Origin of the sequence: Tenacibaculum agarivorans (assembly GCF_001936575.1) — a bacterium.
In the GTDB taxonomy this organism is placed as follows: Bacteria; Bacteroidota; Bacteroidia; order Flavobacteriales; family Flavobacteriaceae; genus Polaribacter; species Polaribacter agarivorans.
Map to the genome: position 1 here is coordinate 1 of NZ_MSMP01000044.1, position 18,107 is coordinate 18,107.

At 30.8% G+C, this 18,107-nt stretch carries 13 protein-coding genes; 1 reads left to right on the forward strand and 12 read right to left on the reverse strand.

The features are described 5' to 3' along the window. Positions 1-269 precede the first annotated feature (269 nt). The 12 genes from BVC87_RS20860 to BVC87_RS20915 form a co-directional block, all read right to left on the reverse strand. Positions 270-1,775 (reverse strand): tetratricopeptide repeat protein, encoded by a 1,506-nt coding sequence (locus tag BVC87_RS20860; RefSeq protein WP_159439399.1) that lies wholly within the window; start codon positions 1,773-1,775, stop codon positions 270-272. 317 nt (positions 1,776-2,092) lie between these two features. Continuing rightward, positions 2,093-3,721: a tetratricopeptide repeat protein gene (locus tag BVC87_RS20865; RefSeq protein WP_143569865.1), complete on the reverse strand. Its 1,629-nt coding sequence runs from the start codon at positions 3,719-3,721 to the stop codon at positions 2,093-2,095. Positions 3,722-3,789: 68 nt separating this feature from the next. After that, positions 3,790-5,103 (reverse strand): NADH:ubiquinone reductase (Na(+)-transporting) subunit F, encoded by a 1,314-nt coding sequence (gene nqrF / locus BVC87_RS20870; RefSeq protein WP_075344370.1) that lies wholly within the window; start codon positions 5,101-5,103, stop codon positions 3,790-3,792. 2 nt (positions 5,104-5,105) lie between these two features. Continuing rightward, complete coding sequence (gene nqrE / locus BVC87_RS20875; protein ID WP_075344347.1) at positions 5,106-5,855, reverse strand: NADH:ubiquinone reductase (Na(+)-transporting) subunit E; 750 nt, start codon at positions 5,853-5,855, stop codon at positions 5,106-5,108. A 27-nt stretch (positions 5,856-5,882) separates the two neighbouring features. Further along, positions 5,883-6,527 carry an NADH:ubiquinone reductase (Na(+)-transporting) subunit D gene (locus BVC87_RS20880; RefSeq protein ID WP_075344348.1) on the reverse strand — a complete coding sequence of 215 codons (645 nt, stop codon included), beginning with the start codon at positions 6,525-6,527 and terminating at the stop codon, positions 5,883-5,885. A 1-nt stretch (position 6,528) separates the two neighbouring features. Further along, on the reverse strand, positions 6,529-7,269 hold the full coding sequence (locus BVC87_RS20885; protein WP_075344349.1) for a Na(+)-translocating NADH-quinone reductase subunit C: 741 nt from the start codon (positions 7,267-7,269) through the stop codon (positions 6,529-6,531). A gap of 2 nt (positions 7,270-7,271) precedes the next feature. Further along, positions 7,272-8,477, reverse strand: a complete 1,206-nt coding sequence (locus BVC87_RS20890) for an NADH:ubiquinone reductase (Na(+)-transporting) subunit B (protein ID WP_075344350.1) — start codon at positions 8,475-8,477, stop codon at positions 7,272-7,274. Positions 8,478-8,481: 4 nt separating this feature from the next. After that, complete coding sequence (locus BVC87_RS20895; RefSeq protein WP_075344351.1) at positions 8,482-9,828, reverse strand: Na(+)-translocating NADH-quinone reductase subunit A; 1,347 nt, start codon at positions 9,826-9,828, stop codon at positions 8,482-8,484. A 157-nt stretch (positions 9,829-9,985) separates the two neighbouring features. Next, positions 9,986-11,116: a cytochrome-c peroxidase gene (locus BVC87_RS20900; RefSeq protein ID WP_075344352.1), complete on the reverse strand. Its 1,131-nt coding sequence runs from the start codon at positions 11,114-11,116 to the stop codon at positions 9,986-9,988. 17 nt (positions 11,117-11,133) lie between these two features. After that, entirely contained in the window at positions 11,134-12,651 is a 1,518-nt protein-coding gene (locus BVC87_RS20905) for a DUF6850 family outer membrane beta-barrel protein (RefSeq protein ID WP_143569866.1), read from the reverse strand. A gap of 27 nt (positions 12,652-12,678) precedes the next feature. Next, a complete protein-coding gene (locus tag BVC87_RS20910) occupies positions 12,679-13,881 on the reverse strand; it encodes a DUF4876 domain-containing protein (protein WP_075344354.1) in 1,203 nt (400 codons plus the stop codon). 17 nt (positions 13,882-13,898) lie between these two features. Next, positions 13,899-16,649 carry a TonB-dependent receptor plug domain-containing protein gene (locus tag BVC87_RS20915; RefSeq protein WP_075344355.1) on the reverse strand — a complete coding sequence of 917 codons (2,751 nt, stop codon included), beginning with the start codon at positions 16,647-16,649 and terminating at the stop codon, positions 13,899-13,901. 200 nt (positions 16,650-16,849) lie between these two features. Here BVC87_RS20915 and BVC87_RS20920 point away from each other — a divergent pair, with 200 nt between their 5' ends. After that, a complete protein-coding gene (locus tag BVC87_RS20920) occupies positions 16,850-18,064 on the forward strand; it encodes a type IX secretion system plug protein (protein ID WP_075344356.1) in 1,215 nt (404 codons plus the stop codon). The last annotated feature ends 43 nt before the right edge of the window (positions 18,065-18,107 follow it).

Genomic DNA, 18,107 nt, shown 5'->3' on the forward strand with positions numbered 1-18,107 from the left:
AATAAAAAAAGCCAGTGTTTAAACACTGACTAATAGCTTAATGATGATAATGAATTAGCTTAAATTAAGGGATTGATATAACTGCGGAATTACAATTTCAGGGATTAATATTTAATTCAAAAATCACATTGCAAATCTATATAACCTTTTAAAAATCAAAAGAAAAAAAACGGTAACAAAAAGTGACAAAAACCCATTTCACTGGTTTTTTATGACAAAATCATACGATATCATACTTCATTTATACAGATAATCGATCTCATATTTTTTTAAAGCATTTGAATGTATTTTTCTAATTCCTCGTTTTTTGGTACTCCTATTTTTTTTCTGATTCTATATCTAACAGCTTTTATAGAATCTGTACTAGAATTTCTGATTGATGCTATTTCTTTTATTGATAAATTTAAGCGTAATAACAAACATATTTCTCGTTCAGTTTTTGTTAAATCTGGAAATTTCTTAATAATATTCTGATCAAATTCCATATTAACTTTACTTACCTTATCTTGTAACAAAGACAGTCTATTTTCTGTTACAACCTGTTGTTGAAGTTTCATCAATAAACTATTGGCATACATTTTCACACTTTTAACTTCAGCTTGGTCCTTATCTCTCTTAATTTGATCACTTAATGTTTTTATAAATTCTAATCGCATAGAATTATCTGCAATTAACCCTTTTAATTCTGACTCTGAAACTTTTACTTTTTGAGCCAGTATTTCTTTTTTAAGTTTCTCCTTTTCAAGCCTATCTCGAATACGCTTGTCTCTTGCTTTATAATCTCTCCATAACAAATAACCTATAACAACAACAAAGAAAAGTATTAGAAAAGTAGTTAATATATAAGATTTTAACTTAAGCTCTTTTTTGTTTGCTTCTATTTCTAATTCTTTCTTTTTAAGTTCAAAATCTCTTTTTAATTCGAGTTCTTTAATTTGTTTTTGTTTTCTTACATTAAAAATAGAATCAGAATATTTTTTAAATAATACATGACTTTCATACGCTTCTTCATATTCATTTAACTTGTAGTACACCCTACTTTTAATATCAGCAACTTTGGACAACCTATGTTTAAAACCTTCTTGATTTGCAATAGTTTCTGACGAATCTAAATATAAAAGAGACTTTTTATAATCTTTCAACTGAAAATAAGAGTATGCTATATTAAAATAAGTTATACCTACATTCCTTTTACTATGGTTCTTTTTTATAAAGTTAATATTGCTAAGATGTACTTTTAATGATTTATCATATCTATTTTGAAAAGCATAAAGAATAGCCATATCATTATTTACATTACTTAATCTTAATTCATTTTTAGTTTTTTGAAAAATTACTAGCGCCTTATCATAATAAAAAAGTGAAGAATCAAGTTTTTTTAACCTTCTAAAAGAGCCTCCCATACTTGTATAACATCTACCTATCAATAAAGAGTCATTCTTTTTGATTGCTAAGTTTACAGATTTTCTGTAATTCTCTATCGCTTTAACATTCTCATTTAAAAACTTATACACTCTCCCCTCTTTCAAAAAAAGATCTGCTACTGCTAAAGTATCTTTAAGTTTTCGATAAACTACTTTAGAATCCATATAAAACCTCAAACTTTCAGTATAATCTCCTTTACGATAAGAGACACTACCTAAATACCTTAAGATTTTGGCTTGATTTCTTAAATCTTCTGCTAAAACTAAACTCTTAGCATTTTCAAAATATAACTTTGATTTATCCAATTCTCTTTCTAAAAAATAGTCTCCTCTTTCAAGCAAAAAGCTCAACTTATCATTATAGTTAGTTATTGAGTCTAATTTTTTTTTGATCTGAAAATTGATAGAATCATTTAACTGCGCACATAGTTCAATGCTACAATTCAAAAGAAATAGTATTACAAGAAGGTACTGTTTAATCATCTAACTAAAATAAAAAAACCAGCAATGGTATTGCTGGTTTTTTCTACTAAAATTGATAACTTAATTAGGGATTATCAAAGCTAGGAAATTCCCCCCTCCTAGCTTTCTTACTTTTTTCAGTATCAAATATATAAGAAGTACTAGAAAATCAAAAAAACACGCGGTGACAAAAAGTGACAAATTGGTTACAAACTTTGAATAAAATGCTCTAACTCCTGATTCTTAGGTATTTCCATTTTTTTTCGAATTCTATACCGTAATGTTTTAATTGAGTCTACACTAGCATTTCTAACCGAAGCAATCTCTTTAATTGATAAATTTAACCGTAAAAAAGAGCAGATTTCTCGTTCTGTTTTTGTTAAATCTGGAAAATTTTCGATAATTACTTGATCAAATCCTTGATTTACTTCGTTAATTTTATCCTGTAGAGATGATAATTTATTTTCTGTACTGATTTGATTTTGTAATTTCAATAATAAACTATGAGCATAAGATTTCACGCTATCAGAATTCGCTTGGTCTTTATCTTCTTTAATTTGTTTGGATAATTGTTTAATAAACTCTAATCGCATTGTATTATCTGCTATTAAACTTTTCAATTCAGATTCTGAAACTTTAATTTTTTGTGCTAAGACTTCTTTTTTGAGTTTTTCTTTTTCAAATTTATCTTTAATTCTTTTTGCTCTTATTTTATAATCTCTCCAAACTAAAAAACCTATTATAAGTGTAAAAAATAAAATGAGTAATATAAGTATTACATACATTCTTAGTTTAAGCTCTTTTCTTTTAGCAATAGTTTCTAATTCTTTTTTTTGAATAGCAAATTCGTTTTGTAATTCTAACTGTTTAATTTCCTTTCTCTTTTTTATTGAGTATATGGAGTCAGAATACTTTTTATATAATACATAATTTTCATATGCTTTCTTAAAATCATTTTTCTTTTTAAAAATGAAACTTTTTCTTCTATAGCCTCCAACTAATTTCTGTTTGAAGTTTTCTTTTTTAGCTAAAGCAATTCCAGAATCATTATACTTTAATGCTTTATCATAATCTTTAAGCATTACATATTCGGTAGCTACAATAGAATAGGCTACAACCAAATTAGATTTCGCATTTGTTTTTTTTAAATAGGATAAGCTTTTAAGGTGAATTTTTAATGCTTTATCATACTCTTTTCGCATCCCATACAAAATAGCCATGTTACTATTTACCTCATTTAACCTCCCTTCGTCATTTTGATTTGTAAAAATTGTAAGTGCTTTGTTATAACATATAAAGGATGAATCAATCTTTTTTAAGCCTCTGTATGCCCCTCCAGACATATTATAGGCTCTTCCAATTATAATACTGTCGTTTTTAAATGCTGCTAAACGAATAGCTTCTTTAAAAGAATTTATTGAAGTTCTATACTCTCCTAAAGATTTCTGTAATATTCCTATTTGAATATTAGCATCAGCCATCTGCAAAGTATCAGAAAGATCATAATATATATTCTTAGAATCTATTCCATATTGCATACTTTTTTTAAACTCTCCTCTATCTCTATAAATAAAACTTAATTGTTTAAGAATATGTGCTTTATTCATCAAGTCATCTTCATCTAAAATATCATCTGCATAACTGTAATACTTTTCAGCTTGTGCATTATCTTTTTCAGACAAACTATCAGCGGTATTGAGTATAGATTTAATTTTATCATGATAATTTACAATGGTATCTACTTGTTTTTTTATCACAAAACCGGTACTATCCAATATCTGACCATTAGATAGAATAGAAGTAAATAAAAGTAATAGCAATATAGATCCCTTCAAAATCATTTATTAAATATAAAAAAAAACCAGCACGAATGCTGGTTTTTTTTATGATATATATTTTACTATTATCCTCCAAAGTCATCAAAACGGATATTTTCGTCATCAAGACCAAAATCTTCACCCATTTTTTGTACTGCTTTGTTCATTAATGGTGGACCACAGAAATATAGTTCTAAATCTTCAGGACTTTCATGTTTAGATAAATATTGGTCTATTACAACTTGGTGAATAAAACCAACAAAACCATCTCCTGATTCATCGTTAATATCTTTTTTAACTTTCCAGTTATCTTGTTCTAATGGCTCTGATAAGGCTAAATAGAATTTGAAGTTTGGAAAATCTTTTTCTAACGCTCTAAAGTAGTGAATATAGAATAATTCAGCTTTAGAACGACCTCCATACCAATATGTTACTTTTCTTCCAGTTTTTAACGTTCTAAATAAATGATAAATATGTGAACGCATTGGTGCCATACCTGCTCCACCACCTACGTATAACATTTCAGCATCAGACTCATTAATAAAGAATTCTCCATAAGGTCCTGAAATAGTTACTTTATCACCTGGTTTTTGGTTAAAAATATACGATGATGCTACACCAGGATTTACATCCATCCATGCATTTTTAGCTCTATCCCATGGCGGAGTTGCAATACGTACATTTAGCATAATTTCTCTTCCTTCAGCTGGATAAGAAGCCATAGAATAAGCTCTTTCAACTATATCATCATTTTTCATTACCAACGGCCATAATCCAAATTTATCCCAATCTGCTTTAAATTTCTCTGGCTCTCCTGGATGATCATCTGGGTGAGCAGTGATATCCATATCAGCATACTTTATTTCACATTGTGGTATTTCTATCTGAATATATCCACCTGCTTTGTAGTCCATATCTTCTGGAATTTCAACTACAAATTCTTTAATAAAAGTTGCTACGTTATAATTTCTTACAACAACAGCTTCCCATTTCTTAATTCCAAAAATCTCTTCTGGAATAGAAATATCCATATCTTGTTTTACTTTTACCTGACATGCCAAACGAATACCATGTTGTAACTCTTTACGAGTAAAGTGAGGTGTTTCTGTTGGTAAAGCTTCACCACCACCAGAATTCACATGACATTCACATTGAACACATGATCCACCTCCACCACATGCAGATGGTAAAAATATTTTCTCATTACCTAACGTAGATAATAAAGTTCCTCCAGAGGGTACTTCAATTGTTTTTTCTCCGTTAATTGTAATTTTAACTGGCCCAGATGGAGCAAGCTTTTGTTTTACAAATAATAATAATGCAACTAATAACAACGTAACTGTTAAAAAAGCTAACACTGTTATAGTTACTGTTCCTCCTGTACTTGCTTCTAAAAACATCATTATTCTATAATTTTTTTAGTGTTAGTTGCTATACTTTTATTATTCTCAGTATCTTCCTTTGTCAATTCCATTTTCTTTTCAACAGGAACTTCAGCTTTTGGAGTTTCTTTCTTTTCAGCAGCATCGTCACCACCAGTTAACATACCTCCAAAACTCATAAAACCAATTGCCATTAAACCTGTAATGATAAAAGTAATTCCTAATCCTCTTAATGGACCTGGTACTTGAGAGTATCTAATTTTTTCACGGATAGCAGCAATAGCTAAGATCGCTAAAAACCAACCAATTCCTGAACCAATACCGTATACTAAAGATAAACCTAAAGTTGGAATTTCACGAGACTGCATGAATAACGAACCTCCTAAAATTGCACAGTTTACTGCAATTAATGGTAAGAAAATACCTAATGAGTTATATAATGCTGGTGCAAATTTCTCTACGATAATTTCTACTAATTGTACCATGGTTGCAATTGTAGCAATAAACATGATAAATGATAAGAAACTTAAATCGTAATCTGCATACTCAGCACCTAACCAAGATAATGCTCCTGGTTGTAATAAATATTGATCTAACAACCAGTTTACAGGAACAGTTACTGCTAAAACGAAAATAACTGCAGCTCCTAAACCTACTGCTGTTGATACTTTTTTAGACACAGCTAGGTAAGAACACATTCCTAAGAATGTAGCAAATACCATATTATCTATGAATATCGACTTAAAAAATAATTCTACGTATTCTAACATAATTCTTTTCTTTTATTACGTGTTAGATTAATCTTCTATTAGTGCTGTATTTCTACTACGTTGAACCCAAATAATGATTCCAACTACAATTAATGCCATTGGTGATAATAACATAAAACCATTATTCTCGTATCCTATAGCATATAATCCTGTTTTTTCAATTGGGTCTCCTAAAACTTTGAATCCTAATAAAGTTCCAGAACCTAATAACTCTCTAAAGAATCCTACAATAATTAAGATTACTGCATATCCTAATGCGTTACCAATACCATCTAAAAATGATCTCCAAGGTCCATTTCCTAAAGCAAAAGCTTCAAAACGTCCCATGATAATACAGTTGGTAATAATTAATCCAACAAATACTGATAGTGTTTTACTCAGTTCATAAGCAAAAGCTTTTAGTACCTGATCTACTATAATTACTAATGCAGCAACTACAATTAACTGTACTATAATTCTAATTTTAGAAGGAATAATATTTCTCATTAAAGAAATAACTACGTTACCTACTCCTAATACAAATAATACAGAAATAGACATTACTATTGAAGCTTTTAATTCTGCAGTAATTGCTAATGCAGAACAAATACCTAATACTTGGATCGTAATTGGATTGTTATCCGCTAATGGATCCGTGATTAATTTTGCGTCTTTTTTTGATAAAAGTCCCATATTATTTTAATGTTTTAAAGTAAGGTACGTACAATTTCAATTCAGATTTGATCATTGCAGAAACTCCATCTCCTGTGATTGTAGCCCCAGCAATTGCATCTACCTCATTATCTGTTTTATCTTCATTCTTAGGATCTGCATTAGACTTAGAAACAGCTATTCCTTTAAATTGACCGTTGCTCATTAAGTCTTCTCCAGTAAAATCATCCATGAAAAAACGTTGCTTAATGTTAGCTCCTAAACCTGGTGTTTCTCCTTTGTGATCGAAAAACACACCTTGAACTACCATGTTTTTATCCATAGCAATATATCCCCAAATCGCATCCCAAAGACCTTTTCCTCTAATTGGAGCGATGTAGAATGCTTTTCCTTCTTTTTCACCTACAAACAAAGGTAACTTTCTAGTTTTTCCTTCTTTTGCTAATGCTTGTTGTTTTTTAACATCAATTAAATAAGCTTTAGCATCTTCAGAAACTTTATCTCCTTCAATTACTAATTGCTTCTTAATATATTTTCCAAACTCTCCTTCTACCTTATCTGTAGAAATAAAAGTTACACTAGTTTCATCATTTTCGTTTACCCCCATAGCATACAAAATGTTTTGTTGCTTCTCGATCTTTTTATTTGCATCGATCATTGGACGTAAAGATGACGCTGTAAAAGCTAACAACGCTCCTACCACTAACACCATACCTATGGCGAATAGTATTGTATATAAATTACTATCTGTCTTATTACTCATAATTAGGCAGTTTTAGCTTGTAAACGTTTTAATCTCTTTTTCACATTACCTTGCACTACGTAATGATCAATAGTTGGAGCAAACACATTCATTAACAGAATAGCTAAGAATACTCCTTCAGGATATGCTGGGTTAAATACACGAATCATAATTGAAATGAATCCAATTAAGAAACCATAAATAATTTTACCTTTATTCGTTTGTGAAGCGGTTACTGGATCAGTAGCCATATATACAGCTCCAAATGCTAAACCTCCAATAATTAAATGATCATACCAAGGAGCACTCATTAATCCATAAAACTTACTTGTATCTGTTATAATTCCATTACTTGCAACCGCATTAAAGATTAATCCCATAACTGCAGCTCCAAAGAATGTTGAAACAATAATTCTCCAGCTACCAATTTTAGTAAAGATTAAAAATGCTGCTCCTAATAAAATTAAAAATGCAGAAGTTTCACCTACAGAACCTGGAATAAATCCGAAAAACTTTTCGAACATTGTATATGCTACTTCTTGATTTTGTGCATAACTACCTAAGATAGTTTCTCCAGAAATTGCATCAGCTGTTCCTGCTCTATTTACTGCGTCGTGTACCCATACTTTATCTCCAGACATCCAAGTTGGATATGCGAAGAATAAGAATGCACGAATAGTTAATGCTGGATTTAAAATATTCATTCCAGTACCACCAAACACTTCTTTACCAATAACAACTCCAAATGCAACTGCTACTGCAAGCATCCAAAGTGGTAAATCTACAGGTACAATTAACGGAACTAACATTCCTGTTACTAAGTATCCTTCTTCTATTTCATGCCCTTTGATAATACAGAACACAAATTCTATAGCTAGACCAACTACATATGATACAATAACTAATGGCAATACTTTAATTGCCCCTATCCAAAGGTTAGATAAGTTCCAGAAGTTACCACTAAAAAAACCTGTAATTCTTTCAACTTCACCAGTAGCTAAATGATGTTGATAACCTGCATTAAACATACCAAATAATAAACATGGAACTAAGGCCATGATTACTGTATTCATTGTACGCTTTAAATCATCTGCTGCCTTTATGTGAGTTCCTCCATGAGTTGTCTCATTTGGCAGATATAAGAAAGTATGGAAACCATTAAATAATGGAGCTATTTTTTTTCCTTTATACTTTTCTTTTAAATTATGTAAATTTTGTTTTAAGCCCATAATTTTATCCTAGTTCTTTCATCATCAAATCCAATCCTTCACGGATAATTTTTTGATGTGGTTGTTTTGATACACAAATAAATTCTGTTAATGCAAAATCTTCTGGTGCTACTTCATAAGCTCCTAAACCTTCCATTTCATCTAAATCTTTATACATACAAGCTTTTAAAAGTTGCATTGGATAAATATCTAATGGAAATACCTCTTCGTAAGAACCTGTAACAACAAATGCTCTATGTTCCCCGTTAGTATTTGTATTTAAATCGTATTTTTTCTTTGGATTTAACCATGAAAAAGTTAACGCTCTAGAAGTAGATATTTTATTGAAAACAGGCTTATTCCATCCAAATAGTTCATAATCATCTCCTTCAGGAATTGCTGTAACTTGATTGTCATAGAATCCTAAAAATCCGCTTTCTTCAACTTGCTCTCCAGATAAAACATTACCACTGATTACTCTAGTATTGTCAGTGTTCAAGTTTCCTTTTACAACATCTGAAATTTGCGCTCCAGCAATAACATTTACGTATTGTGGTTCATTGATTTTAGATCCTGTTAAAGCAACTGTTCTAGTAACATTCAACTTACCTGTCAATAACAACTCTCCAATAACTACTAAATCTTGTGGAGTAACTACCCACACAACTTCTCCTTTGTTTATAGGATTTACTTGAGCAATTTGAGTACTTACATTCCCTACTGGGTGAGGTCCTTGTACATTGTGTGCTTCAACTCCTTTAGCGTTAGCTAATGGCGATTTAGAAGAACCAACTGAAACATGCACTTTACCTTCTGTTAATTTAGTTAAAGCAGTTAATGCTTCTTGTAATTCAGCTTCTTTTCCAGCTAAAACATAATCATAATCTGCTGCTAAAGGCGCACTGTTATAACCTGAAACAAAAATTGCTTTTGGAGCTTGGTTTGGGTTAGCCACAACATCATACGGACGTTGTTTTATGAATGGCCAACATCCCGTAGCAAATAAGTGATTCTTCACTTCTTCACCTGACATTTTACTAACATCTACCTTTTCAAACTCTTTGTATTCTTGGGTTCCGTTAGTTGTAATTTTTATTTCTAAAACTTTTCTACGAGCTCCACGAACAATCTCTGTTACTTTACCACTTACAGGACTTGGAAACAAAATACGCTCATCACTTTTGTTATAAAAAAGTGCTTGACCTGCTTTTACTTCTGTACCTTCTTTTGCTAAAATTTTAGGGATAACGCCGTGAAAATCATCTGGCTTTACTGCAAAAACACTACCTAAAGGAAGTTCGGTAGTTACCTCTTTTGCCTCGCCAACGAGCTTGATATCAAGCCCTTTTTTTATACGGATGTCTTTTGACATAGTAACTAATGTATTTGATTTTCTTAAAAAACACGCAAATTTAATTATTTTAAAATCGACCAAGTAGTGAATTGTAATGATATCTTACAATCAGACTCTTATTTATATTTATTCTAAATTAATTTGAGCTTTGAATGCAAAATAACTGTATTTGAGTTTACTCTGGTATTTTAGGAATCGGCATTTTATATTTGGTCCCGTTTAGTGCTTTCAAAAAAGCAGCTAGATCTTCTATTTCTTTTTCAGTTAACCCCAAAGGCTGTATTAACGAATCTGTTACAGGGTGTAATGAATCCTTATACTGACCTTCACTTCTTGGATTTACCATTTGCATTCCACTATTATAAATATTCACAATACCTATAAGATCATGAAACAACCCATTATGCATCCAAGGTCTTGTATTTAATAAATCTCTTAAAGAAGGTGTCGAAAACTTCCCTACATCTTTTGCTTTCTTAGTAATATTATACAAACCTAGATCCTCTTCTTCTCTTTTGTAATAAGTTAAACCAATATTATGAAAATTTTGATCTGTCAAATATTCTCCATTATGACAGTTCATACATCTTGCTTTTGTTCTAAACAAATGCAAACCTTTGATTTCATTATCATTGAGCACATCATAACGCCCTCTCATAAATCCATCTACTCTACTGGATTGACTTTTGATAGTTCTCTGAAAAGCAGCTAAAGCTTTTACTATTTTTTTAACACTAATTTCATCGCTATTAAATGCATCTTGAAACAACTGACGATACCCTTTAATTTTATAAATTTTACTGGGCAACTTTTTAGGATCCATATTCATCTCATCATGTGCTTTAATTGGCTGCAAAGCTTGGTCCTCTAAATCTAATGACCTTCCATCCCAAAAAAGGTTATTCTTTGAAAACACATTAAATAGACTTGGCGCATTTCGTTTGCTTAATGCTCTATTGTGACCTATGGATTTTTCTGTATGCGTAGTCCAACCCATTTCTGGATGATGACATGAACTACAAGAAATCTGATTTGAAGATGACAATCTAGGATCAAAAAAAAGAGTTTTCCCTAATATGACATCTGCCTTTTTCATATCTTCAAACAATGTTTTATTTAACCGTAACGGCTTCATCTCTTCCCATTCTACTCCTTTATCAATAGTTGGAGATGGCCATTCTTCTATAGGCCTTTTATATGAGGTAACAATAGCATAACCTTCATTTAAACCATCAGGATTAGCACTAGAATTTTTGCATGAAAAACAGATGGATAATAGGAGAGTAAAAAGTGTAAAACGATTCATTCTTAATTGGCAATTATTTAAAATCGAACTCCAGTAGTTAATACTATTGAGTTATTAACGTTTTCATTAATAGTAATTAGATTTGCATCTAAACCAATAAAAAAGTTTAAGTTCTCTTTGATTTTTTTATTCACCTCTAATTCTATTTTAGTTTCAAAAAAATTAGACGCTAGTAATCTATTATTTAGCAATAGCATATTTGACAATGATTCTTCACTATCATTTCTAAGTAAAGCTTCTTCACTTAATACTGTTCTGTAATTAAAATTTACTCCACAAATGAAAGCGCTTGAGTTATCTATACTCTTGACATAACGTAACTCTACTCCTTTATCTAAATAATCGAAATACTGAAAGCTTCTAATCAAAAGATAATCTTCTCTATACTTCTGGTATTTCGCATAAGGTGAAATGCTAAATAAATTAGTTTTATTATCTCTGTAAAAAACACCGCTTATTCCAAAAACAGTATTCCTTAAGTTATAATTTTCATTTTGAGCAATCACCGATAACCCCGCACCACTCCTAGCCGAAATCACAGACTCAATTCCTTTTCTTGTATTATGTATGTAATTCAATTTTACACCATATACATTTTTATCAGTATAAAAAAGCTTAGTTAGATTTACATTGAGATTTTGATTCTTCAAATTCGAGACTTGAGTACTTAATGTTTCCACTAAAAATTTTGCTATAGTAAGTTGATCAAAATCAACTGTCAACCACATATCTCTACTCTTAGTAGGCGCAGACACAAGACCAACACCATACCCTGAACCTTCATAAAAAGATCTTAAGTTTGTTCCTCTAAGTAAATTATTAAAATAGCCTAAACCATTAAGGTGATACACAGCTGGAGTACTTATTCTACTAAAAAAACTAATATTATTGGATTGTGTATATTTTTGATATCCTCCATAAATTCCCAAACTACTCCCTAAAAAACCTTTAAGATTCATACCCAGTTTTAATTCGAGATTTGAGCTTATATTCCTTACTCTTGGATCTCTAGACCTACTAGCCAATGTAGCATTATAACTCATTTGAGCTCCAAAATCTACTTTTGTAAACGATTTAGCATAACCTCCTAAAAAATTGTAAGATTCATTTTTAAGATTTCCTCCTACAGAATCTGCAGTAAAATATGGATAAATTACATCATAATCTATAGACTCATTCCATACTATATTTTTTTGATTCGAGTTAACATAACCCGCTTTCCCCCACAAAGTAGTTGTACTATCTGTAGGGTAAAATGAAGAAGCTAATAAACGTAAACCATTTTGTTTATTTGGTTTTTGAATACGATTAGCTTCTTCATCAATACTTGAATATATAGCTTTAAATTCAGAAACATTATACTTTCCGTTCCCTAGCATTAATGCTGGATTTTTGAATATATCTTTGTAAAAACGATTTACCTGATACTCTTGCTTCAACCTATCAAATGTCCAATTATTATCTTGCCCATAAGTCATGAAATTATAAGACAATATAAAAACTAGAAGTATATTTTTCTGTATATTCTGAATCATTTTAAAACAGCTAATTCTTAACTCTAATTACTTTAAAGAAAGACTTGCTTCTGGTGTAAAATCTACAGCAGAATTATTAGTATCTTGCAGTAAACGAACACCATTAGCTTCTTGAAGCACTTTTCTTCTAACAGACTTTCCAAAACGTGTATCGTCTCTATCTACTTTACCACAATAGGTGTAACCACTATCTAAAGAAGCATCAGTAATCACCCACTGAAATTCAGACTCTACACTTAAATTAACTGCATCTAAAATCCACTCATTTGGCAATTTATAATCTGTCTCATCTTGCGGTATACTAATTGTTCCAAAAACAAATAACCATTCGTAGTCATACTTATAATCTGTAATATAATTAGCAGAAGTAACTCCATCAGGAAATCTAGCTATTGCATAGCTATCAAAACCTCTACTGTGAGGAATAATATTATCTAAAACATTAATTGCATTTGGAACAGCTGGGCTATCTACATCTCCTAGTGTAGTATAAAAAATTTCAAAATCAGCACTACTTAAGTCAATAGAATTCGAATTATTCTCTACATGATTAATACCATCCAACGCAATTATTAAAGATTTCCCTGCTTCTACTGGATATTCTGTACCAGAGCCTGGCAATTGAATCATAGATTTTATTGTAAATGCTTCTGGCATTACATTAGGTGTATAATCTTGTCTATCGGTAGTTAAAAATCTAGATTGAACTAAAAGTAAACCATCTGCATATAATACACTATCCGTATTATTATGTATTTTAAAATATTTATCTCCACCGTATGTACTCCCATCTGGAGTTAAAGAACCTGTGAAGAAAATTTCTTCGATCACAAAATCTTTACTAAATGATTTTAATGATAGCTGCACATCTGCTGCTTGAATATCACTAACAAAATTCAACTCACTAATAAAAGCTCCTATACTTCCCTCTTGAGATTCACCATTTAAATCATACTTTATCATACCATTTACAGCAATCTCATAACTACCTTGATTTAATTCTAACTCAATAGTTTTACCTACTATTTTTTCTACTACTTTTTCCTGTGTATTTAACTCTGTAAGCGTTATGGTTACATTTGAAAATTCAGTAATTTTAACCGATTCAGAAGGATCTAATAAATTAATAGTTGCATTTGTTGTTTTAACCACAACTATTGGATCTTCGCTACAAGCAGTAAAAACTACCGCTGTTAACACTAATAGTAAAAAATGCTTAATATACTTCATGATTATTGTTTATATATTTAAAATTTGATATTCATTTCCATTCCAAAGTAAGGTTCTACAAAACTCCTTCTTGCAACCAATTGATCTCCTATATCTTCAACCTCGAAATAATTAAATAGGTTATTTACATACATAGAAATTGTGACGTATTTGTAAAACTTTTTGGATATTTTCAGATGCATTTGTAAAGACAAAAGGATTTCTCTTTCCGTTATACCATCTGGAGTTCTTATTAGTGACTGTAAAACAGGATCATTTGCCTCCATTGCAGTATAAGGCAATGTTTTCCCTTGCTCATTTATATATTGAAATGGCACAGTACTTCTGGGTAATCCTTTTGTTGAACCATACCAACCTATGTCTGTCCGTAAAGAAGTAGTTAATCTCAATTTTTGAAAGTAGGTATCCGCGGTAAAACTTGTTTGTAATGATTCTTTTAAGAAACTATCATTGTTTTTATACACCCCAATATTTGAATGGAAAACTCCATTTACAAATCTATTCTCAGCAAAACTTAAAAATGGTAACGAGTTATAGTATTTTGTTTGTAACCAAGCTCCACTTACAGTAAAACGCGTATTAATAATTTCTAATCGCTTTCCTGTATATTGAAATTCTATTCCTTTTTTATCAATAGCACTACCGTTACTCTCTTTAGTAGTTAGAACTTGTGCCTCTACTTGCTGAAAAGGTAAATTTTCCACAGCTGGGGCTTCTGTAATCATATTAGGATCTAAGTCTGAGGTATCGTATTCTTTATAGAACAAGCTATTACTATTACGAATACTCCTGAAGCCAGAATTCATGCTTTCGTCAAAATAAGTAACAAACAATGAATGGTAATCGTAATTTACCCCTAATCGAATTTCTTTTTTAAGATTTAGCGCAGGTTGAATATCATAATTTACCCTTGGTAAAATATAGGTTTGGTAGTGAACACGCCTAAAATCTTTGTTAGGATGAAAATAATTTAGCTGTTCAAAATCCACATATTGATCTTGTGGAAATAGCATATTTTGTGTTGGTAGTTTACTTTGCTTACCATATCCTGCTGTTATATTTAAATTTAATGATTTTTCGTTTTTGAAAGTGATTCTAGGTAAATCTACTTTCACATTCAATCTTGGATTTAAGAAGAGTTTTCCATTTATAATGTATCTATCATTCAAGCCTACAATTGCATTTCCTCTTAACCCTGCCCTAAACGTGAAGTTTGTTTTGTTAAGACTCCATTTCATTATATCTTCCAAATAAAATGCTACATTTTGTAAGGCAGGAATTTCCTTAAATGCTCTTGGGCGTGTATCAACACTTGCCACTGGAGGTCTTCTGGGATCATATAACTGACCTAAACCATTATTTTTAGCATACGAATAATTCCCTCCAACTGTTAACTCATGTTCTATATTAAATACTTTAAATGCAAAAGCACTTGAGAAATCTGAAAAAATATCCAAAGGCTTTCCATCAATAATTAATTCAGAAAGATAGCTAGGCTCTAAAAAGACCCCATAGCTCTCTCCTTCCTCCCTACTGATAGGTAAAGAAGTCGCTCTTGTGATTTGTTGCCACCTAGTTTGCTCAATTCTATCATTTGAACTGTTGACACTTACTTTAAAATTTAAGTTTCTCAGTAAACTTTCTGAGAAATTAATATTGAGTTCGTTTGCAATTCGAATACTTTTGTATGTAGACTTATATCTATCTAAATTCTCAATTCCGATATCTGGATCTGTCTCTTCCCCATCTAAAGTACTGGTATAATCTGCGTTTAAGCTCCATGTTATTGGATTAGAGGACTCAAATATTTTTTGAAGCCTAATCGATGTAGTAATTCTCTCATAATTTTCCAACTGATTCCTAGGATCAGATTTTGCATCTAGATAATTTACATCAAAATTTAAACTCAAATTAGATTTATCGAAAAAGAAACCTTTACCAACATGAAATAACTTACTAAAACCATCAGATTTCACTCTAGAATCCCATCTCGTCTCTCCTTGTTTACGTTTTATCTTAATTAATCCACTACTCAAATCGCCATACTTAGCCGAAGCTATTCCTCTTACTACTTCTATCTTTTCAATTGCATCTGTAGCAATAGCACGCATATCAACACCACTCCTAACCGTTCTTCTTCTTTGATCTACTCCTCCAAAAGACAGTGGGTTAATTTGAAAGTTTGACGCAATAGTTTGCTGCAAGTTTGCATTGCTATTTATCGGTGCTCCATCTATTAAAAAAGAAACTCCTAACGACGATGTTGCATAATCATTGTTTGCATCTATAATTCCCGTTTCTCTAATCAAAAGATTATTTGCAGAATTTAATACAGGGGAGCTAACACTGTTTCCAGGCAATAAACTCATTAGGTCTGAAAAACTTGATGGCTGTAAATGTGACATAGCCCTTCTATCAATTTCAGAAGTCGCAGTAATATTATTTGATTCTTTAGCTGTTACTACTATCTCCTGTAACAACTCCTTCTTATCTTGAAGAAAAACTGGATAAATAGTATCTTGTGTTACGCTTACTACTATATCAAAATCTTGGTACACTAAATGCTTAATGGAAAGCTTATAATTTCCTTTTTTGACTAAAAAAAAGACCTCTCCTCTTTGGTTTGTGGACTTTCCTTTATTATTAAAAGACACATAAGCATCACTAATAGGATTATGTAATGAATCTTGTAATTTAAAGCCAACATTTACTTGTGATGAAATGTTAAAAAAAATAAAAAAACTTACAATAAAAAACCAATACTTCATTTAGTCATATTTCATTTCGGGGGCCAAAAATACATTCTAATTTTTAATTAATCTAAATAAATTATAAATAATTTGGAATTATTCTTGATAAATTATTTTCTTAACAAAAAACATATCATATTTGTACAATAGCAATTGAATAATTGTCGTTTTCTTCTAACACAAATCAAAAAACTTAGAGAACACTTGAAATGAGATTAATGCAAAAAATTTTATCTATTTATGTTTTATTCTTTTCTGTACTAACAAACAGTCAAGACATAAAATCTGTTCAACTCAGACCTGTTGGGATTGAATCATTTGTATCTATTGTTCCTTTGGGAACCGTTCTACAACTTTCTTTTGATGATTTAGATGGTGATAATAAGGAATATCTCTATAAAATTGAACATATGACTTATGATTGGAAGTCTAGCAACCTTCAATCAAATCAATATATAGATGGTTTTGATCAGAATTATATTATTGATGTCACCAACTCTTTCAATACGCTTCAAGGCTACACACACTATCGCGTTCAAATACCGAATCAAAATACTAGAATCACGCAAAGTGGAAATTATTTAATTTCAGTGATTAATGAAGATGATGAAATAATTTTCACTAGAAGATGCGTATTTTATGAAAACCTGACTACTGTAGGAGTTAATGTATTAAGAAGTCGAGAAACCAAGCTAAATAATACTGAACAAACCGTACAGTTTTTAGTAAACCATAAAGGGTTACACATCAACAATCCTTTTCAAGAAATAAAAGTTCAATTATTCCAAAATAACAATTGGAATACTGCCATTTCTGACATACAACCACTCTTTGTAAGAAATGACCAACTGATTTATAATCATACATTAAAAACTAATTTCCCTGGTGGAAACGAATTTTTAGGATTCGATAATAAACGAGTTAGAAGTACTAGTCTAAATATTGCTAAAACTGAGCGAAAAGATATATTTCATAATTATCTGTACACAGACATTGAACGAAGAACCAAACCATACGCTTATAATCCTGACATTAATGGACAATTTATCATCAGAACCTTAGATGCTAATGATGAAAACTCTGAGGCGGACTATGCTATGATTCATTTTTCATTAGACGTATTTCAATCTTATGAAGGTAAAGATGTATATGTGTATGGGGCTTTCAATGATTTTCAACTCACCGAAGAGAATAAAATGTCTTTTAATAGTGAAGAAAACATCTACCAAGCCGATATTTTATTAAAGCAAGGGTTCTACAATTATACCTATGTAACAGTAGACCAAGATGAGAAAATTGATCGTAATGAAATTAATGGTTCTTTTTTTGAAACTGAAAATGAATATACAGCAATTATCTACTACAAACCCTTTGGAGGACTGTTTGATAGAGTAATTGGCGTAGGTTACGGATACTTCGATCAAAATCGTTAAACTGGTTAATGAATTGTAATTTTAAATAAAAAGTTATACTTTA